The sequence below is a fragment of the Oscillibacter hominis genome, from assembly GCF_014334055.1.
GTDB classification, from domain to species: Bacteria; Bacillota; Clostridia; order Oscillospirales; family Oscillospiraceae; genus Oscillibacter; species Oscillibacter hominis.
Genome location: NZ_CP060490.1, coordinates 349,161 through 370,584 on the forward strand (window position 1 = coordinate 349,161; position 21,424 = coordinate 370,584).

Here is a 21,424-nt window from a genome sequence, read left to right on the forward strand (position 1 = left end):
CATACTAAACCTGAATGGGAGGGATCGGATGGAACAGCTTTCACAGGATTTTGCCGCCAACCAGAAAATTTTTGATCAGCTTCTTGGTGTGGGGCGCAACTACGATATGGTTTCAAGAGACTTCATCATCGGCGGCCGCCGGGTTCGGGTCTGGGTGCTGGACGGCTACGGCGAGGACGCGGTGCTGGAGCGGATGGGTGCCTTCTGGCTTAATATTGCGCCGGAACGGGTTCAGAACATCAAGGAGATGCAGGAATTTGCAGACGGGTTCGTCACGTTCTGCGAGGTCAACGTCAGCTTCTCCTACGACGACATCGTCACGTCGGTGCTGTTGGGCAAGACGCTGCTTATCATGGAAGGGGTCAGCGGCGCGGCGCTGATCGACGCAAAAAAATATCCGGCCCGCAGCGTGGAGGAGCCGGCGGACGGCAAGGTGCTCCGGGGCTCACACGACGGCTTTGTGGAGACGCTGCTGCACAACACGGCACTGATCCGCCGCCGCATCCGGGACCCGCGGCTGACCATGGAAAATCACAAGGTGGGCGGCCGCTCCAAGACGGATATAGTCCTCTGCTACCTGGAGGACCGGGTGGACAAAAAACTGTTGGACCAGATCCGGAAGAAAGTGACCAACTTGGATGTCAACTCCATCTCCATGGGCCAGGAGAGCGTGGCGGAGTCCATGATGGCGCCACAGTGGTACAATCCCTTCCCCAAAGTGCGCTATACGGAGCGGCCTGATGCCGCAGCCGCCAGCGTAATGGAGGGAGAGATCCTTCTGCTGGTGGACAACTCACCGTCGGTGATGATCCTGCCCACCACGTTTTTCGACTTTATCCAGGAGGCCAATGATTTTTATTTCCCGCCCCTGATCGGCTCCTATCTGCGGCTGGTGCGGTTCATGGTGTTTTTGCTGTCCCTGATCATTACGCCGGTATGGTATCTGCTGGCCAGCCATCCTGAGAACCTTCCTGAGTACCTTGCCTTTTTGAAGGTGGAGGAGCCCGGCGGCGTATCGCTGCTGCTGCAGCTGTTCATCGTGGAGTTTTTGGTGGACATTTTGAAGCTGGCCTCCCTCAATACCCCAAGTTCCCTGGCCAACTCTTTTTCCATGTTGGGCGCCCTGATCTTAGGCGACTTTGCGGTCCAGGCCCGCTGGCTGGTGCCGGAGGTGCTGGTCTATATGGCCTTTGTATCCATCGCCACGTTTGCCCAGCCCAGCTTTGAATTGGGTTATGCCTTTAAGCTGGTGCGGCTTGTGCTCTTGGTTTTGATCGCCCTTTTTGAATGGTGGGGGTTTGGCTTCGGGCTTTTAGGTGCGCTGGTGCTGGTGGCCACCACCAAGCCCCTGGTGGGGCCGGGGTATCTCTATCCCCTGATCCCCTTCAACTGGGAGGCCCTGCGTGGGCTGCTGATCCGACGGCCAATCAGCCGAAAAAACACGTAGCCAAAAAATGAATTCTTTGATTCCTTGCGGCGGCACGGCGGGAGCGCTGTGCCGCCGCTTTTTCCGCCGCCCGGATAGGGTCGCATACAAAAAAGTTTCAAAAACACTTGACCCTCACGGGGCGTGATGGTCTAAAATCGATGGAAAGGAGGCGGGAATAATGATGACAGTCAAAGAACTGGCAGGGCGAACGGGGATCAGTGTGCGGACGCTTCACTACTATGATGAGATTGGGCTGCTTTCGCCCACGGTGAAAAGTGGGGCGGGGTACCGCCTCTACGACGAGAAAGACCTGGAGACCTTGCAGCAGATTTTGTTCTTCCGGGAGTTCGACGTCCCTTTGAAGGAGATCCAATCCATTTTAAGAGCACCGGAACTGGAACGGAACCAAATCCTGCGCATGCAGCGGAAACTGCTGGCGGCAAAGAAGGAACGGCTGGAGCGGCTGATCTCCAGCCTTGACACGATTTTAGAGGGAGAGAATCCTATGGACTTCACAATTTTCAGCAAAGCGGAACTCTCAGAGCTGTTCCAAACCATGTTCGGCCGGATGCCCGAACCCATCAGGCAAAACTCCATCCGTGAGTTCGGCGGCGTGGAGCAGTGGAAGGATCGCTACATAGCGGCCCTGTCCTCAGAGGCTATGCAGCAGCAGTATGCAAAGGTGGTGGAATGGTACGGGGGAAAAGAGGAGTACCTTTCCGCTGTAAAAAACCCCATCAGCAAAGAGGAGGCGGAGCGCTGCAAGGATCAATTGGAGGAACTCCAGCAAAAGCTGATCCAGGAGCGGCGCCGCGGTCCTGGCTCCCCGGAGGTGCGCAGGCTCATTGGCGCATACGCCCTTATTATGAAGACGGTCGCCCAGACAAGGGAGGAGGAAGGGCCCATGCTGGCCCAGGCCCGCTTCTATCGGGACCAGCGGACCAGGCAGGCTGTGGATGGACGGTACGGAGATGGGGCGGCGGAGTTTTTTGCCCAGGCCATTGAGGCATTTTATCGCCGGTGAAAATCGTGCAAAGCAAGAGAATATAAAGGCACTGTTGGCCGCCGCGAAAGAATCGTGTGACCGGTGGGCTGCTGGGGCGGAGTATGTTATCTCTTCTTTTCCTTTGGGAGAGTCAGCTCGTGGCTGAATTGAATGAGCCCCGCACTTCCTCCTCAGGCACTGTCCAACAGGATGCTGACCCAGCGATCCTTGTTCATATGGTAAGCCGGGGGAAACCCTGGGCGCTGGCGCAAAAAGCAAATTAAGGCCGGGGCGCACTTCACATTTAAGATTTCGGCGAAGCCCTAACAGCCCCAGCTTTCCCTTCGGACGTCCATCATAACCGCGTACCACTTTTGCCCTGTGCCGCAAAACCGCGAAACTGGGGTGGCTGGCCCATAGGTACTCGGGCTCTGTGCCAAATTCTTGCCGCCTGTATGTACCTTCTGACACAAATAAACCATAAGCCGCTGCCCTTTTTACCGCCCAGCATGAAGATCTCCAAGGAATTTGGTGTCCGCTTGTCAGCAAGGGCCCTTTATGGTATGCTGACACCAACTGATTGCAAGGAGGGACGGCATGGACCTATCCCAAAAGAAGCTGTTCCTGTTGGATATGGACGGCACGCTGTACCTGGATGAGCACCTCTTTGACGGTGCGCGGGAGTTTTTGGACTGCGTCCGGTCCCTGGGGGGAAAGTATCTTTTTTTGACCAACAACTCCTCCCGGGGGGTGGAGGCGTATGTGGAGAAGATGGCGCGGCTGGGCGTGGATGCGTCGCCGTCGGATTTTCTCACCTCGGTGGACGCCTCCATTGCATACCTGCACCGCCAGGGAAAGGAGCAAAGCCTGCTTTACGTCTTTGGGACGGAGTCGCTCCGGTCTCAGCTGCGTCAGGCGGGCTTCCAGGTGAGCGGAGTGCGCAGCGATGAGGTGGATACGCTGCTGTGCGGCTTTGACACAGAGCTCACCTTCCAAAAGTTAGAGGACGCCTGCATTTTGCTGAACCGGGGAGTGGACTATATCGCCACCAACCCGGACTGGGTCTGCCCCACCTGGTACGGCTCTGTACCTGACTGCGGCAGCGTTTGTGAGATGCTCCGCCGGGCCACCGGCCGCAGCCCAAAGGTCATCGGCAAGCCGCAGCCGGAGATGGCCCTGCTGGCCATGGAGCGGACTGGGTACGCGCCGGAGGAGACCCTGCTCATCGGCGATCGGATTTACACCGACATTGCCTGCGCGTTAAACGCCGGCGTGGACGCGGCACTGGTGCTCTCCGGGGAGTCCACATTGGAGACCGTGGCCCGGTCGGAGCTCCGGCCCACGGCCGTCTACCGGGACATCCGGGAGATTTGGGAGAGGCTGAGGGATATCAGCTGAGCGCTTGCTCCCGGGCCGAGGCAAAGCTGGGGTTAGAGGCATTTGACGCGGACTGAATCAATGAAAAGAGAGAGCACGCCCTTTGAGCGGCTCTCTCTTTTCCTATTTGGAAGAAACAATCAAGATTTGCATTACTGGAAGAATTGGGGTACAATACACTCTGTATTGAATTCCGGCCTGTTTGGCCGTGGAAGAGGAGGCGCCTGTGAAAGAGCTGTTCTGGGTCGTGGCCGCTGCGGTGGCGGTTTTGCTGCTTTTGGAGTTTTTGCTCCAGGGAAGACGGGGACACCCCCAGTGGAAGCTCCTGCGGAAATTCCGCTACGCCCACCGGGGATATCATCAAAAGCCCGAGATCCCCGAAAACTCCCTGGCGGCCTTCCGGCGGGCGGTGGAGCATGGCTTTGGCGCTGAGTTGGACGTACATCTGACCCGCGACAAGTGCCTGGCGGTGATCCACGACTCCTCCCTGAAGCGGACCTGCGGCGTGGAGGCGGATGTGGAAGACCTGACGGCGGAGCAGCTCAAAGGCTACCGGTTGGAGGGTACGGAGGAGCGGATCCCCCTGCTGGAGGAGGTACTGCCCCTCTTTGAGGGGAAGACGCCCTTGATCGTGGAGCTCAAGAGCGCCCGGGACAACTGGAACGAACTGACGCGGCTGACCTGCGAGACGCTGGACCGGTTCCACGTGGCCTACTGCGTTGAGAGCTTTGACCCCAGGTGCCTTTTGTGGCTGAAGGAGAACCGGCCCCTGGTGGTTCGGGGCCAGCTGGCCCAGGATTTCATGAAATCCCCATCGGGCTTAAGCGGGACGCGCCGCATTGCACTGAGCTACCTTCTGTACAATTTCCGGACGCGCCCTGATTTTGTGTCCTACCGGTTTGAGGACCGCAACAGTTGGGCGGTCCGGCTGTGCTGCCGCAGCCGGGGCGTGCAGGAGGTCAACTGGACCATCCGGTCCCCGCAGGATCAGCGAAAGGCGGAACGGGAGGGGCACCTAATTATTTTTGAATCATATGACGCCTCGGCGGACGGGAGAGGAGCACGCAGTTGAAGAAGAGATGGCAACAGTTCAAAGCGGCGGTCAAGATGGAGCTGCGGGAGCACAAAAGCTCCTTCATCGCCTATAAGGTTCTTCACGTGCTTGTGGTGGCAACGCTGATCCGCCAGTGCGTTCTTGGGCATTTTGAAAGCGTCTTCTTCTGCGTGCTGACGCTGCTGCTGCTCTATGTGCCCAGCATCGTGCAGGTGGGCCTGCGCATCGAGCTGCCCACCACGCTGGAGATCATCATCCTCTGTTTTATTTTTGCGGCGGAGATTTTAGGCGAGATCAGCTCCTTCTATGTCCGGGTTCCCGGCTGGGACACCATGCTCCACACGGTAAACGGCTTCTTGGCGGCCGCCATCGGATTTTCCCTGGTGGTGCTGCTCAACAGCGACGAGCGACTGACCTTCGACTTGTCTCCCGCGTTTATGGCAGTGGTGGCCTTTTGCTTTTCCATGACCATCGGTGTTTTGTGGGAGTTTTTTGAGTGCGGCATGGATCTGGTGTTCCACACGGACATGCAGAAGGACACCATCCTCCACGCCATCTACACCGTGGCCCTGGACCCCACCCGGACCAATACGGTGGTGGGCGTCACCGGGATCACAGACACGGCGGTCAACGGGGAGTCCCTGGGACTGGGCGGTTATCTGGACATCGGCCTTCTGGATACCATGAAGGATTTGTTCGTCAATTTTATCGGCGCGGTGGTCTTTTCCATCATCGGATATTTCTATGTGAAGAGCCGGGGAAAAGGCAAGGTGGCCAGCAAGTTCATCCCCAGCCGCAAGGAAGAGGGGCGGGATTACCTGAAGGCGGAGCAGGAAAAGGCGCTGCCGCCGGAGGCGGAAGGCCGGGAGGGCCGTCCGGACGAGGGCGCATAGCGCTGGAAATCCGATTCGCCGGCGGGGCGTGTAAAGCAACCGCAAATAATAGATTGAATTGCGCGGGAAAAGAGGAGAGGCAGTGGAGAAGAAAAAAGTGCGCTGGGGCGATCGACGGGACGGCGTCTGGCTGCGGGACATTGACCCGCTCCATGTGTTCACCCCCTATCTGATGCCCAACCGGGCAGACAACGAGGCGTTTATCGAGGAGCTCATCGACCTGACGGAGGTCAACACATTCTTGGAGCAAAAGAACCGGGAGGACCCGGAATTCAAATATACCTTTTTCCATGTGATCCTGGCGGCGCTGGTGAAGACGATCACCCTGCGGCCCAGGATGAACCGGTTCATCTCCGGCAACCGTATGTATCAGCGCAACGAGCTGACGGCCGCCTTTGTGATGAAAAAGCAGTTTTCCGACACGGCGAAGGAGTCGCTGCTGTTCATCAAATTCGAAGAGGACGACACCGTTACCGATGTACATAACCGGATCAAGAAGGAGGTTTTGGCCTATCGGAACGAGGAGTCGGTGGACAACTCCACCGCCGGTATGGATTTTTTGGGCAAGCTGCCCCGGCCGCTGCTGCGCTTCGTGATCCGGATGCTCTACTGGTTGGAGTACCACGGCAGGGCGCCGTTGAGCCTGGTGAAGACGGACCCGGACTACGCCACCATTTTCATTTCCAACCTGGGCTCCATCAAGCTCAACGCCGCCTACCACCATCTGAACAACTGGGGAACCAACTCCGTGTTCGTCACCATCGGCGAAAAGCATCTGTACCCCTATTACGACGCCGACGGGCACGTGGAGATGCGGGACGCGCTGAACGTGGGCATTACGCTGGATGAGCGCATTGCCGACGGGTATTATTATTCCAAAACCATCAAACTGTTCAAACACCTGCTTCAGCACCCGGAGCTTCTGGAGCGGCCTGCAAAGGAGGAAGTAGAGTATGAGTGAACCGGCGATCAAGGCTGCCGGCCAGGGAGCCAAACGGGAGAAAAAAGGGGCGGAGGTGCCCCGCGTGAAAGCGCCCTGGCTCGGCAGCTACGATGAAGAGGTACCGGCCACGCTGACCTATTCGGAAAAGACCATGGTGGGCGCCCTGGAGGACACGGCCCGCCGCTATGGAGACTATATCGCCTACGACTATATGGGCAGCAAGTGCACCTACCGGGAGCTTGTGGAGAAGATACACACCTGCGCCCGGGCGCTGAAGGCCATGGGCATCCGGGAGGGCGACCGGGTGACGATCTGCCTGCCCAATATGCCCCAGACGCTGGTCATGTTCTATGCGGTGAACCTGGTGGGCGCTGTTTCCAACATGGTCCACCCCCTGTCCGCCGAAAGCGAGATCGCCTTCTACCTCCGGGACTCCAAGAGCGTGGCGGCTATCACACTGGATCAGTTTTACCCTAAGTTTGCCAAGCTGCGTAAGGTGGTGGACCTGCCCAACCTGATCGTCACCGGTGCGGCCGACGAGCTGCCCGGCGCGGTCCGGGCTGGCTACTATCTGAAAGAGGGGCGGAAGATCAAGCCCATCCCCGCCCGGGCCAACGTCCTCAAGTGGAGGGACTTCCTCCGCCGCGGGGACTATATCGAGATTTACAAGGTAGACCGCCACGCCGAGGATCCGGCGGTGATCCTCTATTCCGGCGGCACCACAGGAACCACCAAAGGCATATTGCTGACCAACCGGAACTTCAACGCCCTGGGGGCCCAGATCATCGCCACCAACACCTTCTTCCAGCCCGGCGACAAGATGCTGGCCATCATGCCCATGTTCCATGGGTTCGGGCTTGGCGTATCCATCCACTCCATGATGTACAACGGCGGCCGCTGCATCCTGATCCCCAGGTTCACCCCGGAATCCTACGCGGAGCTGCTGAAGAAGTACCAGCCCAACCTCATCGCCGGCGTGCCCTCCCTGTTTGAGGCACTGCTGCGGGTGAAGCAGATGGAGGGCGTGGATTTAAGCTGTCTGAAGGGCGTGTTCTCCGGCGGCGACTCCTTGTCTGTGGAACTGAAAAAGCGCTTTGACGCCTTTTTGGCCGAGCACGGCGCAGCCGTTCAGGTTCGGGAGGGCTACGGCACCACCGAATGCGTTACCGCCAGCTGCCTCACGCCCATGCACCAGGCCCGGGAGGGCTCCATCGGCCTGCCCTTCCCCGACATGTTCTATAAGATCGTGAAGGCGGGGACGGAAGAGGAGGTGCCCTACGGTGAGGAGGGCGAGATCTGCATTGCAGGCCCCACGGTGATGGTGGAGTATGTGAACCACCCGGAGGAGACGGCTCAGACGCTGCGCACCCACGCCGACGGCATGACCTGGGTCCACACCGGCGACCTGGGCATCATGGACTCCGACGGATTTGTCTACTTCCGCCAGCGCATCAAGCGCATGATCGTCACCAACGGCTACAACGTCTATCCCTCCCAGATTGAAAACGTCCTGGACGGGCAGGAGTACGTCCAGATGAGCTGTGTCATCGGCGTGCCCGACCCCATCAAGATTCAGCGGGTCAAGGCTTTCGTGATGCTCAAGCCGGGCTTCAAGCCCACCGAGGCCTGCCGCCAGGCCATTTTGGCCCACTGCCGCAAGCACATCGCCAAATACGCCATCCCCACGGAGATCGAGTTCCGGGAGGAACTGCCCAAGACCCTGGTGGGCAAGGTGGCCTACCGAAAGCTGGAGGAAGAGGAGCTGAGCCGCCGGCAGTAATGCGGCGGAGGGAGGAGAGAGACTATGGTAAAAGTGAGATTGGGAAAAACAGAGCTTTGGGTGACAAAGACGGCCTTCGGCGCGCTGCCCATCCAGCGCATCGACCACGCCGCGGCCAAAAAGCTGCTGCGCCGGGCCTATGACCGGGGGATCAACTATTTTGACACGGCCAACGCCTACAGCGACAGCGAGGAGAAGATCGGCGAGGCGCTCTCCGACGTCCGCCACAACATCGTGATCTCCACCAAGAGCGGCGGGTCGGATAAGGAGACGGTGCGCCGGCACATCGAGACCAGCCTGCGGCGGATGAAGACGGACTATATCGACCTCTTCCAGTTCCACAACCCGGCGGTGCTGCCGGATATCGACGACCCGGACGGCCCGTTTGCCGCAGCCCTGGAGGCCAAGCAAAAGGGGTATGTCCGCCACATCGGCATCACCAACCACCGCCTAAGCGTGGCCCACCAGGCGCTGGATTCCGGCAACTTTGAGACGATGCAGTTCCCATTCTGCTATCTGGCCACGGACAAGGATGTGGAGCTGGTCAACCGCTGCCGGGAGGAGGACGTGGGCTTTATCGCCATGAAGGGCCTTTCCGGCGGCATGCTCTCCAATGCGGAGGCCTGCTTTGCCTTCATGCAGCAGTACGACAACGTGGTGCCCATCTGGGGCATCCAGCATGAGTGGGAGCTGGACCAGTGGCTGGAGCTGCGGGAGCGGGGGGCGAAGATGACGCCGGAGCTCTCGGCGGTGATTGAGAAGGACCGCGCCGAACTGGCCCAGAACTTCTGCCGCAGCTGCGGGTACTGCCAGCCCTGCACCGTGGGCATTGACATCCCCCAGGCGGCCCGGATGGCCATGCTGCTGCGCCGGGCGGTCTATCAGAACTACATAACCGACGAGTGGTACGCCAAGATGCACAAGATCGAGGAGTGCGTCCACTGCGACGTGTGTAAGAGCCGCTGCCCCTATGAGCTGGACATCCCCAACCTCCTTCAGGAGATGCTGAAGGACTATGATGCGTTTTATGCCCAGCACAAAAACGGATAAGAGGAAGAGACATTGGAGTATCTCACACAGGAATTGACGGAAACCACCTTCAGCCGGGAGGAGGAGCTGACCTTTGCCAGCTGTGACGTGCGCAAAAAGATGAAGCTTTCCACCATGCTGAGCATGATGGCCAGCATTGCCGGCTATGACTACGACGCCCGGGGGCTGACCTATGAGGTGCTGCGGGACATGCACCAGGTGTTTTTGCTGGCCCGGATCACGCTGAAAGTCCACCGCCTGCCGGAAAACAGGGACATCCTCAAGGTGACCACCTGGGAAAACGGAGTGCGGGGCGTGCATATGCGCCGCTGCTTCGATCTCAGCGACCGTGAGGGCCGGACCTGCGTCGCCGGGCGCAGCAGTTGGATCCTGGTGGACCCGGACAGCCGGAAAATCCTGCGGCCGGGCCTTTTTACAGGAAAGCCCATCGCAGAGGTGGAGCGGGAGATCGACTGCCCGGAGTGTAAAAAGGTGCTGGCGCCCAGGGAGGGCATGGAGGAGATCGGCCGAAGAAAGGTGCGCTTTACCGACCTGGATGCGAACGGGCATCTCTACAGCGGCAACTACGGAAACGTCATCTGGGACTTCCTGCCTGAGGAGCTCCAGCTGCGGGACTTGAAGGAATTTTCCATCAACTACAACCACGAAGCCACTTTGGGCGAGGAGCTGCGGCTCACCGGCTACCGGGTGGAGGACCGCTATTACATGATGGGGCAGGCAGGCGAGCCCTGCTTCACCTGCGAATGCGTATTTTAAAGAGAACGCGCCGCACAAGCCAACGGTTTGTGCGGCGCGTTTCCTTCTATTTTTGCTCTTCCCCGGTCTCATCCATCTCTTCCCGGAACATCAGCAGGAAGACGGCGGCCAGGCCGATGAGGCCGAAAAGCACCGCCTCGGCGCAGAAGCGCCGGGTGGCATGGGCCCCGACGGCGGCGCCGGCGATGAAAAAGAGGATGATGCCCGCGTACTGCCGGAACCGGCGGAGGAACGTACCGTCCCCGGTGCGGCGGAAATGGTAGAGGTTCTCCGTGGCGCTGCGCAGGTTCCCTGTGCACATGGTGGTGGCGTAGGGGCTGCCGCTGAGCTTGCGGAAGCTCTCCACCTGCATGGCGCACACAAAGGAGACCAAAATGTTGGCCAGGGAGTCCCAGTCGCCCTGGGGAAGGAAGGCCACGATCAGCAGCACCAGGGACTCCACAGCCACAGTGACCTGCCGCCAGTGGAGCCTGCCCCTGCGCCCCTTGTACCGGCTCTTCAGGGACTCGGTCACATATACGCCGAAAAAGAAGGCGGCGATGGGCACCAGGTAGGATAGGGAGAGGCCCCACTCCCCCTGGGCCAGGTGCAGGCCAAAGAGAACGATGTTGCCGGTCTGAGCGTTGGCGAATACGCCGCCGCGGCAGAGGTACGTGTAGGCGTCCAAAAAACCGCCGACTAAGGCCAGCAGCACGCCGATGGGGTAGCTCTCGGAAACTTGTCTGTTCATTGCATTGCTTCTTTCTGTGATCTTCAGTTCAGTGTGTCCGCATTCTGGGTAAACAATTCCTGCACCCGGCGCTTAACGGCCCCGTGGCGCGTAAGCTCCGGGTCGGCGCGTAGCAGCTCCTCCGCCGCTGCCTGGGCCTTGAGCAGCAGGGCCATGTCACAGGAAAGGTCGGCGATCTTCAAAGAGGGAAGTCCATGCTGGCGCTGGCCGAAAAAGTCGCCCGGGCCCCGCAGACGCAGGTCCTCCTCGGCAATGCGGAAGCCGTCCGAGGTTTTGGCTATGACCCGCAGCCGCTGCCTGGCCTCCTCGGTCTTTGGATCTGCGATCAGCACACAGTAGGACTTGGCGCTGCCCCGGCCCACCCGGCCCCGCAGCTGGTGGAGCTGGCTCAGGCCGAAGCGGTCGGCGTTTTCCACCGCCATCACTGTGGCGTTGGGCACGTCCACCCCCACCTCGATGACCGTGGTGGACACCAGGATATCCGTTTTCCCGCTGGTGAAGCCGGACATCACCGCCTCCTTTTCCTTTGGCTTCATCTTGCCGTGGATGAAGGCGATGCGCAGATCGGGAAAGACCTCCTGCTGGAGCATCTGCGCGTATTCCGTCACCGCCTTGCGGTCGTCCGGCATCTCCTCGTTTTCCGACACCTGTGGACAGACGATGTAGGCCTGGTGGCCCTGGGCGATCTCCTTGCGCAAAAAGGCGTAGATCCGCTCCCTGTAGCCGGTGCCCACGGCGAAGGTATCGATCTTCTGCCGTCCGGGAGGCAGCTCGTCGATAACGGAGACGTCCAGGTCGCCGTAGATGATGAGGGCCAGCGTCCGGGGGATCGGCGTGGCGGACATGACCAGGATGTGGGGGGAGCGGCCCTTGGAGGAGAGGGCGGCGCGCTGTGCAACGCCGAACCGGTGCTGCTCATCGGTGACCACCAGGCCCAGGTCCTTGTAGGCCACATCCCCGGAGATCAGCGCGTGGGTGCCGATGACAAAGTGGGCCGTCCCGTCCGAAAGCTGTTCAAGGATGGACTGGCGGGCCTTGCCCTTGACGGAGCCGGTGAGCAGGACGCACCGGATGCCCAGGGACTCCAGGAGGGGAGAGAGGCTCCGGTAGTGCTGCTCCGCCAAAATCTCAGTGGGCGCCATCAGGGCGGCCTGGGCGCCGTTTTGTACGGTGAAGTAGACGCAGGCCGCGGCCACCATGGTCTTGCCGGACCCCACGTCTCCCTGGCACAGGCGGTTCATGGGCCTGCCGGAGCACATGTCGGCCAGGGCCTCTTCCACACAGCGGCGCTGGGCGCCGGTGAGGGAGAAGGGGAGGGCGCGGTAGAAGGGTTCCATATCCACCGGGCGGCAGGGTGTCACCAGGAGCGATTGGCGGCGGCTGCGCAGCCCGGAAAGGCCCAGGGCCAACAGGAACAGCTCCTCAAACACCAGGCGGCGGCGGGCCTCTTCCAGCGCTTCCTGAGAGGCGGGGAAGTGGACGTTTTCATAGGCGCAGCCGATGGGGCAGAGCCCGTTTTCCCGGCACACCTCCTCGGGGAGGAACTCGGACAGTTTGCCGGCGCAGGCGTCCAGCCCTTGGCGGACGGCGCGGATCAGCAGCAGCTGGGAGACACCGGCGGTCAGGGGATAGATGGGGACGATGCGCCCGGTCCGCTCCCGGCGGCCCTCCGGCTCCGCCACCGGATTGGTCATGGTCCGGTGCAGCAGTGTGCCCTCCACCCGGCCGCAGAACACATAGGTCTGTCCCATTTTCAGGCTGTTTTTCAGGTACGCCTGATTAAAATAGGTGATGTCCACCGCGCCGGTCTCATCCACCGCCCGAAGCTTCACCAGCTCCAGGCCCCGGCGGATGCGGGAAAGGGTGGGCGGCGCGGCCACCATGGCCTGGACGCAGGCGGTTTCCCCGGGAATCAGCGCGCTGATGGGGCGCAGGGTGGTGCGGTCCTCATAGGCCCGGGGGAAGTAGGAGATCAGGTCCCGCAGCGTGAAGATGCCAAGCTTTCCCAGGGCCTTGGCCTTCTGCTCGCCAATGCCCTTGATGTAGCGCACATCCGTATTGAGGTCGGCCATGGGGTGACTCCTTTCTCCTGTGGGATTCAGCTGCTGGAACAGCAGCTTCAGATATTATATAATAGCCTGCAGCACTTGGCAAAACTATTTTGTAACATTTGGCCCATTGGATGCTCTTATGTAGGAAAGGCGGTGAGGAAGATCCCGGATTTTGAAGAAGTCTACCGGCTGTATTTTGCCGATGTGTACCGCTATGCGCTGGCCCTGGCCAGGGACGAGGCGGCGGCGGAGGAGATCACCCAGGAGACCTTTTTCCGTTCTCTCACCGCCATAGACGGCTTTCGCGGGGAGTGCCAGCTGCGGGTGTGGCTGTGCCAGATCGCAAGGAACCTCTATTTCAGCGCCTGCCGGGAGCAGAAACGGTTCCGGCAGGCGGGGGCGGAGGAGGGGGATGAGGGCATCGAGGAGTCTTTGTGCGACCGTGACACGGCCCGCAGGCTCCACCGCCTGCTCCATGATTTGGAGGAGCCCTATAAGGAGGTGTTCTCCCTGCGCACCTTCGGCGAACTGCCCTTTGCCCAGATCGGCGAGCTGTTCGGGAAAACTGAGAGCTGGGCCCGTGTGACCTATTTCCGGGCGCGGCGGAAATTAAAGGAGAGGCTGCAATGAAGTGTGAAATTGTACGTGACCTGCTGCCGCTGTACTGCGACAATGTGTGCTCGCCCGAGAGCCGGGAGGCGGTGGAAGCGCATCTTCAAGAATGTGCCGGCTGCCGGAGGGAACTGGAAGAGCTCCGTTCGCCTCTGCCGGAGGAGAAGCGCCACGGGTCGGGCGACGGGGCGTCAGCGCTGAAGACGATCTCCCGGGAGTGGGAGCGGGGCAAGTGGAAGGCAAAGCTGCGGGGGGCGGCTGTCGCGGCGGCGGTGTGCGCCGTGATAGCCGGGGCTTTTCTGGCGGCCACGCAGGGGTTCTGGTTCCCGGTGGACCCGGAGAGCATTTCGATCACCAACGTGCGCCAGCTCTCCGACGGGCGGGTGCTGTACCACATGGCCGTCAACGACGACAAGGCGATCCGGGAGATCCGGTTCGAGTTTGACGGGGAGGGCAACGCCTACTTTGTGCCCAAGCGGGCGCTCTATACGGAAAAGAGGATGATGGTGGGCCAGACAGGGGACTCAGACCTGGTCCTGGACCTGCCGCTCATGAATGAATACGCCCGCTCACGGGGCTATGATACGGAGATCACCAGGGCCTGGTACGGCCAGGGTGAGGACGCCGTCCTCCTCTGGGAGGAGGGCATGGAGCTGCCCGACGCCTCATCGGAGGATGAGCTCAGCTGGGCGGCCAGGGATTAAAAGCCGTTCCAAAATGGAAAAAGAGCGTGCAGCAAGCTGCTGCACGCTCTTTTGCGTTCCGGATCAAAAACTGGGCTATCCAGCCTTCCGCACATATTCCAGGTAGCGGAAGGTGTAGCCGTTGTCGGCCACAGGCTCGCTTGCACTGAAAAGCTCCCAGTCGGGGTGTCGGTCCAGATTGGGGAAATAGGTGTCGGCGTCGGCCTTGGCGTCCACCATGGTGACATAGGCCCGCTGGCAGTAGGGCAGGAGCTTGGCGTAGATGGAGCCGCCGCCGATGACAAAGACCCGGTCCCGGCCCTGCACCATGGCCAGCGCCTGGTCAAAGGAGTGCACCACCGCGGCGCCCGGCACCTCAATATCGGGCTGGGCGGAGAGGATGATGTTGTCCCGGTTGGCCAGGGGCTGCCCCTTGGGCAGGGACTCCAGCGTTTTGCGGCCCATGATGACGGTGCCGCCCTCCGTCAGGGAGCGGAAGTGTTTCAGATCTTCGCTCAGGCGGAACAGCAGTTTGCCATCCCTGCCGATGGCCCAGTTCTGACTGACTGCAACAATTGCGTTCATAGAGACTCTCCTTTGATATACCGCGGATGGACGGCAGGCGGTATGGATTCTTCCCGTGGAATAAAAGACGGTTTATACGGCAATGGGGATTTTCTCTTCAAAGGGAGACGGCGTATAGCCCTCCAGGGAAAAGCTGTCCCGGGTGAAGGCGTAAAAGTCCGTGACGGACGGGTCTATATGAAATAGAGGCGCGGGGGCGGGGGATGCGTCCAGCATGCGCTGGATGATGGGCACATGGCGGTCGTAGATGTGGGCGTCGGCGATGACGTGGACCAGTTCGCCTGCCTCCAGGCCGGAGACCTGGGCCATCATATGCATCAGCACCGCGTACTGCACAACGTTCCAGTTGTTGGCGGCCAGCATGTCCTGGGAGCGCTGGTTCAAAATGCCGTTGAGCGTGCGTCCGGAGACGTTGAAGGTCATGGAGTAGGCGCAGGGGTAGAGGTTCATCTCGTGGAGGTCGGCAAAGGTGTAGAGGTTGGTCATGATCCGGCGGGAGGCTGGATTGTGCCTGAGGTCGTAGAGCACCCGGTCCACCTGGTCAAATTCGCCCTCCGGGTAGCGGTGGCGGACGCCGAGCTGATAGCCGTAAGCCTTGCCGATGGAGCCGTTCTCGTCGGCCCAGGCGTCCCAGATGTGGGCGTTCAGGTCATGGATGTTGTTGGACTTTTTTTGCCAAATCCACAAAAGTTCGTCCACAGCGGTTTTCCAGTAGGTCCTGCGCAGCGTGAGGATGGGGAACTCCCGGCTCAGGTCATAGCGGTTGACGATGCCAAACTTCTTGATGGTGTGGGCTGGCGTTCCGTCCTCCCACTTGGGACGCACCTGCTGGTCCGTGTCCCAGACACCGCTTTGCAAAATCTCCCGGCAGTTGGCCAGAAATACCTGGTCGGCATGGCTCATGCACTCACGCTCCTTGTCGAATTTCTTCCCTGCTCAGTATAGCAGATGCGCACCCGCAATACAATCCATGAATCCTGAACCCATTTTTACTAAATACCCCCCTGTATTTTTGTAAAAATTAGATAAAAGCCTGATTGTAATCCTGCAAAGAGTGCGATATGATGAATGGGAAAGCATCCGCCCGCGGCAAAGGGGCGGACGAGGGGAGGGGCAGCGATGCTGGACCGCAGCGAGGTGGGAAAGCGGGGCTATCTCAATGAGAACTTCCGGCTGTTCCACCTGAAGGACAGCCGGGCGGAAAAGCTGGATTACCACTACCATGAGTTCGACAAGATCATTTTGCTGCTTGGAGGCAAGGTGACTTATGTGGTGGAGGGCGTCACCTATTTCCTCAAGCCCTGGGATGTTTTGCTGGTGCAGCACAACCTGATCCACGTGCCCATCATCGACCCCAATGAGCCCTATGAGCGCATTGTGATCTGGCTCAACGCCGGTTACCTGGCCCAGCACAGCTATGGCGGGGAGGACCTGTCCGCCTGCTTTGACCTGACCCGGGAGCGGGGGTTTCACCTGCTGCGGGAGGGGAAGGAGCGGAGGCTGGAGTATATGCGCCTGGTGACTGAGTTAGAGGGCGCGCTGCGGGACCGGGAGTTCGGCCATGAGCTGCTGGCCAGCACCTACTTTCTCCAGCTGCTGGTTGCCATCAACCGGGACGCGGGGAAGGACCGGACGGTGGAGGTGGCGGACAGCTACCGCCGGGACCCCAAAATGGGGGAAATCCTGCGCTATATTGCCGCCCATCTGGAGGAGGATTTGTCCGTGGATGCCATTGCCGGCCGGTTCTATATGAGCCGCTACTATCTGATGCACCGCTTTAAGGAGACCACGGGCTACACGCTCCACCAGTATGTGAGCCAGAAGCGGCTGCTGCGGGCCGGGGAGATGATCCGCTCCGGCGTGCCGGTGATGAAGGCGGCGGAGCAGGCGGGGTTTCGGGACTATTCCACATTCCTCCGGGCGTTTCAGGGCACATTCCACATGAGCCCCCGGGAATTCAACGGGTAAGGGAGAACAGCAATGGAACAGACACTGCGTCAGGAGGACGCGTTTTTTACAAGGGCGGACCTGCGCCACCTGATTATCCCGCTGGTCATTGAGCAGCTGCTGGCCATCACCGTGGGCCTGGCGGACTCGCTGATGGTGGCCCGGGTGGGAGAGGCCGCCATTTCGGCCGTCTCTTTGGTGGATACGGTGAATGTGCTTTTGATCAACGCCTTTTCCGCCCTGGCCACCGGCGGTGCGGTGGTGGTGGGACAGTACATGGGCCGCAGGGAGCTGGATAAGGCCAGCCACTCCGGCGAGCAGCTGCTGCTCTTTATGCTGGAAATCTCCCTGTTGGTGACGGTTTTGATCTATGTGTGCAAGCAGTTCGTCCTTGGCGTGGTGTTCGGCCAGGTGGAGGCGGACGTGGCCGCCTACGCGGGCACCTACTATCTGATCGTGGAGGCCTCCATCCCCTTCCTGGCGCTCTATAACGCCGGTGCTGCCCTTTTCCGGGTGATGGGAAATTCCAACATCTCCATGCAGGTATCGCTGGTGATGAACGGCATCAATGTGGCGGGCAACGCATTGCTGATCTTCGGGCTGCACCGGGGCGTGGAGGGCGTGGCTGTCCCTACGCTGGTGTCCCGGGTGGTGGCGGCCGGGATGATCCTGATGCTGCTGCGCCGTCCGGGCTCCGCACTCCAGGTCAAGCGGATTCCCCGCAGCCATGACGGCGTGGTGATCCGCAATTTCCTTCACTTCGGCGTGCCCAACGGCGTGGAGAGCAGCATGTTCCAGTTGGGTAAGATTTTGCTGCTGTCCACCGTATCGGGCCTCGGCACCGCGTCCATCACCGCCAACTCCATCGGAAATACCATCGGCGTTTTCCAGTGCATCGCCGGCAACGCCATGGGCCTTGCCATGGTGACGGTGGTCTCCCGCTGCGTGGGAGCGGGCAGCTACGACCAGGCCCGGCTTTACACGAAGAGGCTGCTGAAGATGAACTATATCTACGGCCTCTTTTTAAACCTGGCCATTCTTGCGGCGCTGCCGCTGATCATTGACATCTACGGCGTATCGGCGGAGGCCTCGGCCTATGCCACCAACATCCTGATCTGGCACGGCGTGGTGGGTATTGCGATCTGGCCCCTGGCCTTCACGTTGCCCCAGGCCCTGCGGGCCGCGGGGGACACCCGCTTCACCATGATCACCTCTTCGCTGTCCATGTGGATTTTCCGTGTGGCCATCGGCGTGGTGATGGCCCGGAGCTGGGGCTTTGGCGTGCTTGGCATCTGGTACGCCATGTTCATCGACTGGGTGGTGCGCATGGCGGCCTTTGTGCTCCGGTTCCGGGGCCGCCGCTGGGAAGTGACCCGGCTGCGGGACTGACCCGGACATGAGAGAAGAAGGTTTTGTTTGATTCCATGGCGGCAAAAAGAGGGCGGAGCCGGCGCTCCGCCCTCTTTTCATGAGATTCAGATTTTGATAAGTTCGTACTGCCGGGTGCCGAGCCCCAGGGCTTCGCCGTGGTTCAGGGCGGTCTCCCAGTTGGTGTCCGGGTGCATATAGTGGAAGTGGTCGTGGCCGCACTCGTGGAAGTTTTCCCCGTCCAGGGCGGAGCCGGGCAGCGGAGGCTGGGCATTGACCGCGTCAGCGCAGGCCTGGTCCAGTGCGATGGGGTCAAAGGAAGCGAACATGCCCACGTCCTGCACGATGGGGGCGTCGTTGAGCCAGTAGCAGTCGCACAGCGGGGACACGTCGATCACCAGGGAGATGTGGAAGCAGGGACGGCCGTCCACCACCGCCTTGGTGTACTCGGCGATCTTGCAGTTGAGGATGTCGTTGGACTCGTCGTTGGAGGCGTAGACCGCGTCCATGGGGCAGTGGGTCAGGCAGCGGCCGCAGCCCACGCATTTGCCTTGGTCGATGGAGGCCTTGCCGTCCGGCCCCACCACGGCCGCGTCGTGGGCGCAGATTTCCTGGCAGGTGCCACAGCCCACGCACTTGTCGCTGTCCACAGAGGGCTTTCCGGCGTTATGCTGTTCCATCTTGCCGGCCCGGGAACCGCTGCCCATGCCGATATTTTTCAGCACACCGCCAAAGCCGGTGTTTTCATGGCCCTTGAAGTGGGTGAGGGAGATGAGGATGTCGGCGTCCATAATGGCGCGGCCGATTTTGGCTTCCTTCACGTATTCGCCGCCCTCCACCGGCACATATGCCTCGTCATTCCCCTTGAGGCCGTCGGCGATGATGCAGTGGCAGCCGGTGGAGAGGGGCGAGAAGCCGTTGAGGTAGGCGGAGTCCAGATGGTCCAGCGCGTTTTTCCGGCCGCCCACATAGAGGGTGTTGCAGTCGGTGAGAAAGGGCTTTCCGCCCTGGTCCCGGACAAAGTCCGCCACCGTCTTGGCCCAGTTGGGCCGGAGGAACGCCAGGTTGCCGGGCTCGCCGAAATGGAGCTTGATGGCCACATATTTGCCCTCAAAGTCTATATCGCCGCAGCCGGCGGCCTTCATCAGGCGGTACAGCTTTTGCTGGAGATTTTCGTGGAAGTCCGCGGCCCGGAAATCCGCAAAATATACTTTTGCCTTTTCTGCCATATTCGATTTCTCCTTTGTATGTAATGATTTCACATATCCACGGAGATGTGATCCGTTCCGTTTTCCTCAAACTCGCCCAGATATTCGTCCATTCGCTCCACCAGCTCACTGTAGTTTTCACGGGTGAGAGGCTGGCCGTCCATATCCCGCAGCGCCAGTTCCTCCGCCAGAATCTCGTAAAACGTGTTGTCCTCGTAGTTGGCGATGGCTTCGTGGATACCGCCCTCGGCAAAGGCTTTGGAGGGGATGATCTCCCCATCGTAGAGCTCGATGAGCTTTGACATCCTGTGCTCTGCACAATAGGAGAAAATCAGGCTCTCCACCGCGTCGTATTCCCGGATGCGGTCGTTTTCCCGGGTGGAGTTCATGACCCAGTTGCCGATGTAGACCAAATCCAGCAGATAGCGGTACTGCTTTTCGGTCAGCTTGATTTCCATTGGGACACCTCCTCATTGAACCAGTCGTTGGATGATTACATGATTATAGCAAAGTTCCATGGAAAATGCCATATAAAAAAGTGGGCAAAAAGCCTAAAATCTGACTTGCCGGGGATAAAGCTACATAGTATAATATAGAACTTAAGGTACAAAAGAAACAGCAGGGCTTTCGGAGGCTGCGAATGCAGGTTATCCGGAGGCCGGCTGGCCAGAACGCGTTGCGCGGCCATGCCGCGATCTCTATATTTCCGGCATTGGAGGGACTTATGGATAACCGACCCATCGGCGTATTTGATTCCGGCCTGGGCGGGCTGAGCGCGGTCCGTTCCCTGCGGCGGATCCTGCCCGGCGAACAGCTCATTTACTTTGGAGACACCTCCCGCGTCCCCTACGGCGGGCGGTCCCGGGAGACCATATTAAAGTACGCGCGGCAGGATGTTCGCTTTTTGCGCAGCTTTGATTTGAAAGCCATCCTGATCGCCTGCGGCACCGTCAGCACCACGTCGCTTGAGATGCTGCGTGAGGAAAATGACCTCCCGATGGTTGGCGTGGTGGAGCCCACCTGCCGCCGGGCGGTCGAGGTGACCAGGCGCGGGCGTGTGGGCCTGATTGCCACCCACGCCTCCGTGCGCAGCGGAGTCTACGAAACCACTATTGGGGCTCTGGACAAAAAGGTGGAGGTGGTGGCCAGGGCCTGTCCGCTTTTTGTGCCGCTGGTGGAAAACGGCCGTTTCCGCCCGGGCGACGTGGTCATCGACACGGTGGCCAGGGAGTATCTGGAACCCATGCGTGAGAGCGGGATCGATACGCTGATCCTGGGCTGCACCCACTATCCGCTGCTGAGCGATGTGATCCGCGGCGTGATGGGGGATGGGGTGGAGCTGATCTCCGCCGGCGAGGAGTCCGCCTTTGAACTCAAGCGCACCCTGAAGGCCCGGGGCCTGCTGAGAGACTGTCAGCAGGGAGAGGCAACCTATTACGTCAGCGACCGGGTGGACGACTTTGAACAGATCGCCTCCTGGTTTTTACAGGAGGATCTGCACCATGAAGCCAACCGAATTGACATCGACCGGTACTGAGGTACTCATCACCGTCCGGGGTGAGCAGTATTTTGAAGAGGCGGACCCGGACGCCACAGAGCTGATGACGGAGGGCGTGCTGTTCCCAACGGAGGAGGGACTGGTGCTCCGTTATGAGGAAAGCGAGCTTACCGGCATGACCGGGACCACCACCACCTTTGAGATCAAGGGCAGGCAAGTGATCCTGACCCGGTCCGGGAGCGTCAACTCCCAAATGGTCTTTGAGCAGGGCGTCCAGCACACCTCCCTCTATGAGACGCTCTACGGCGAGCTCACCGTGGACATCAGCACCAGTTTGTTGGAAAACCGCATGAGCGAGCGGGGAGGGACGCTGGAAATCCGCTACTCCATTGCCATTGAGCACTCCGTCACCGGACGCAACTGCTTTTATATCACCGTGAAGGAAAAATAACCGGTCCCGCAGGGACGAAAATTC

22 protein-coding genes are annotated in these 21,424 nt (G+C 60.1%); 15 read left to right on the forward strand and 7 right to left on the reverse strand.

Features of this window, described 5'->3' with window-relative positions:
• The first annotated feature begins 28 nt into the window (after window positions 1–28).
• Complete coding sequence (locus H8790_RS01795; protein ID WP_187333396.1) at window positions 29–1,447, forward strand: spore germination protein; 1,419 nt, start codon at window positions 29–31, stop codon at window positions 1,445–1,447.
• Between the two features lie 160 nt (window positions 1,448–1,607).
• The gene (locus tag H8790_RS01800) at window positions 1,608–2,453 is read left to right on the forward strand and encodes a MerR family transcriptional regulator (RefSeq protein ID WP_187333397.1); all 846 of its coding nucleotides are present in this window, start codon (window positions 1,608–1,610) and stop codon (window positions 2,451–2,453) included.
• 152 nt (window positions 2,454–2,605) lie between these two features.
• Here the strand turns inward: H8790_RS01800 and H8790_RS13800 are convergent, their stop codons facing one another.
• Window positions 2,606–2,716 (reverse strand): MmcQ/YjbR family DNA-binding protein, encoded by a 111-nt coding sequence (locus H8790_RS13800; RefSeq protein WP_243208537.1) that lies wholly within the window; start codon window positions 2,714–2,716, stop codon window positions 2,606–2,608.
• Between the two features lie 295 nt (window positions 2,717–3,011).
• Here H8790_RS13800 and H8790_RS01805 point away from each other — a divergent pair, with 295 nt between their 5' ends.
• The 7 genes from H8790_RS01805 (at window position 3,012) to H8790_RS01835 (ending at window position 10,267) form a co-directional block, all read left to right on the forward strand.
• The gene (locus H8790_RS01805) at window positions 3,012–3,812 is read left to right on the forward strand and encodes an HAD-IIA family hydrolase (RefSeq protein WP_187333398.1); all 801 of its coding nucleotides are present in this window, start codon (window positions 3,012–3,014) and stop codon (window positions 3,810–3,812) included.
• A gap of 205 nt (window positions 3,813–4,017) precedes the next feature.
• Complete coding sequence (locus tag H8790_RS01810) at window positions 4,018–4,863, forward strand: glycerophosphodiester phosphodiesterase family protein (protein ID WP_187333399.1); 846 nt, start codon at window positions 4,018–4,020, stop codon at window positions 4,861–4,863.
• Window positions 4,860–5,738 carry a hypothetical protein gene (locus H8790_RS01815; protein WP_243208538.1) on the forward strand — a complete coding sequence of 293 codons (879 nt, stop codon included), beginning with the start codon at window positions 4,860–4,862 and terminating at the stop codon, window positions 5,736–5,738. Before H8790_RS01810 ends, H8790_RS01815 begins: the two co-directional genes overlap by 4 nt.
• Window positions 5,739–5,820: 82 nt before the next feature.
• Window positions 5,821–6,699 (forward strand): 2-oxo acid dehydrogenase subunit E2, encoded by an 879-nt coding sequence (locus H8790_RS01820; protein ID WP_187333400.1) that lies wholly within the window; start codon window positions 5,821–5,823, stop codon window positions 6,697–6,699.
• On the forward strand, window positions 6,692–8,461 hold the full coding sequence (locus tag H8790_RS01825) for an AMP-binding protein (RefSeq protein WP_187333401.1): 1,770 nt from the start codon (window positions 6,692–6,694) through the stop codon (window positions 8,459–8,461). Before H8790_RS01820 ends, H8790_RS01825 begins: the two co-directional genes overlap by 8 nt.
• Window positions 8,462–8,485: 24 nt before the next feature.
• Window positions 8,486–9,511 (forward strand): aldo/keto reductase, encoded by a 1,026-nt coding sequence (locus H8790_RS01830; RefSeq protein ID WP_187333402.1) that lies wholly within the window; start codon window positions 8,486–8,488, stop codon window positions 9,509–9,511.
• A 12-nt stretch (window positions 9,512–9,523) separates the two neighbouring features.
• Window positions 9,524–10,267, forward strand: a complete 744-nt coding sequence (locus tag H8790_RS01835) for an acyl-[acyl-carrier-protein] thioesterase (RefSeq protein ID WP_187333403.1) — start codon at window positions 9,524–9,526, stop codon at window positions 10,265–10,267.
• A gap of 46 nt (window positions 10,268–10,313) precedes the next feature.
• On the opposite strand, the gene H8790_RS01840 is transcribed toward H8790_RS01835, so the two are convergent.
• Window positions 10,314–10,997: a YoaK family protein gene (locus tag H8790_RS01840; RefSeq protein WP_187333404.1), complete on the reverse strand. Its 684-nt coding sequence runs from the start codon at window positions 10,995–10,997 to the stop codon at window positions 10,314–10,316.
• A 23-nt stretch (window positions 10,998–11,020) separates the two neighbouring features.
• On the reverse strand, window positions 11,021–13,120 hold the full coding sequence (recG, locus tag H8790_RS01845) for an ATP-dependent DNA helicase RecG (protein ID WP_318646875.1): 2,100 nt from the start codon (window positions 13,118–13,120) through the stop codon (window positions 11,021–11,023).
• A 90-nt stretch (window positions 13,121–13,210) separates the two neighbouring features.
• Between recG and H8790_RS01850 the strand changes: the two genes are divergently transcribed.
• Complete coding sequence (locus H8790_RS01850) at window positions 13,211–13,678, forward strand: RNA polymerase sigma factor (RefSeq protein ID WP_187334207.1); 468 nt, start codon at window positions 13,211–13,213, stop codon at window positions 13,676–13,678.
• Window positions 13,675–14,364 carry a zf-HC2 domain-containing protein gene (locus tag H8790_RS01855; RefSeq protein ID WP_187333406.1) on the forward strand — a complete coding sequence of 230 codons (690 nt, stop codon included), beginning with the start codon at window positions 13,675–13,677 and terminating at the stop codon, window positions 14,362–14,364. Before H8790_RS01850 ends, H8790_RS01855 begins: the two co-directional genes overlap by 4 nt.
• Before the next feature lie 75 nt (window positions 14,365–14,439).
• Here H8790_RS01855 and H8790_RS01860 read toward each other — a convergent pair whose 3' ends face one another.
• Together H8790_RS01860 and thyA are read right to left on the reverse strand one after the other, a co-directional pair.
• Window positions 14,440–14,928, reverse strand: a complete 489-nt coding sequence (locus H8790_RS01860) for a dihydrofolate reductase (protein ID WP_187333407.1) — start codon at window positions 14,926–14,928, stop codon at window positions 14,440–14,442.
• A gap of 72 nt (window positions 14,929–15,000) precedes the next feature.
• Window positions 15,001–15,831, reverse strand: coding sequence for a thymidylate synthase (gene thyA, locus H8790_RS01865; protein ID WP_187333408.1), 831 nt, complete (start codon window positions 15,829–15,831; stop codon window positions 15,001–15,003).
• 216 nt (window positions 15,832–16,047) lie between these two features.
• Here thyA and H8790_RS01870 point away from each other — a divergent pair, with 216 nt between their 5' ends.
• Together H8790_RS01870 and H8790_RS01875 are read left to right on the forward strand one after the other, a co-directional pair.
• Window positions 16,048–16,896, forward strand: a complete 849-nt coding sequence (locus tag H8790_RS01870; RefSeq protein WP_187333409.1) for an AraC family transcriptional regulator — start codon at window positions 16,048–16,050, stop codon at window positions 16,894–16,896.
• A gap of 12 nt (window positions 16,897–16,908) precedes the next feature.
• Window positions 16,909–18,264 (forward strand): MATE family efflux transporter, encoded by a 1,356-nt coding sequence (locus H8790_RS01875; RefSeq protein ID WP_187333410.1) that lies wholly within the window; start codon window positions 16,909–16,911, stop codon window positions 18,262–18,264.
• An 86-nt stretch (window positions 18,265–18,350) separates the two neighbouring features.
• Here the strand turns inward: H8790_RS01875 and H8790_RS01880 are convergent, their stop codons facing one another.
• Both H8790_RS01880 and H8790_RS01885 read right to left on the reverse strand, forming a co-directional pair.
• Complete coding sequence (locus tag H8790_RS01880) at window positions 18,351–19,472, reverse strand: DUF362 domain-containing protein (RefSeq protein WP_187333411.1); 1,122 nt, start codon at window positions 19,470–19,472, stop codon at window positions 18,351–18,353.
• Between the two features lie 29 nt (window positions 19,473–19,501).
• Window positions 19,502–19,909, reverse strand: coding sequence for a hypothetical protein (locus tag H8790_RS01885; RefSeq protein WP_187333412.1), 408 nt, complete (start codon window positions 19,907–19,909; stop codon window positions 19,502–19,504).
• 266 nt (window positions 19,910–20,175) lie between these two features.
• On the opposite strand from H8790_RS01885, the gene murI reads away from it, so the two are divergent.
• Both murI and H8790_RS01895 read left to right on the forward strand, forming a co-directional pair.
• The gene (gene murI, locus H8790_RS01890; RefSeq protein WP_187333413.1) at window positions 20,176–20,988 is read left to right on the forward strand and encodes a glutamate racemase; all 813 of its coding nucleotides are present in this window, start codon (window positions 20,176–20,178) and stop codon (window positions 20,986–20,988) included.
• The gene (locus H8790_RS01895; protein ID WP_187333414.1) at window positions 20,954–21,400 is read left to right on the forward strand and encodes a DUF1934 domain-containing protein; all 447 of its coding nucleotides are present in this window, start codon (window positions 20,954–20,956) and stop codon (window positions 21,398–21,400) included. The genes murI and H8790_RS01895 overlap by 35 nt, the downstream gene beginning before the upstream one ends.
• Window positions 21,401–21,424: the final 24 nt, after the last annotated feature.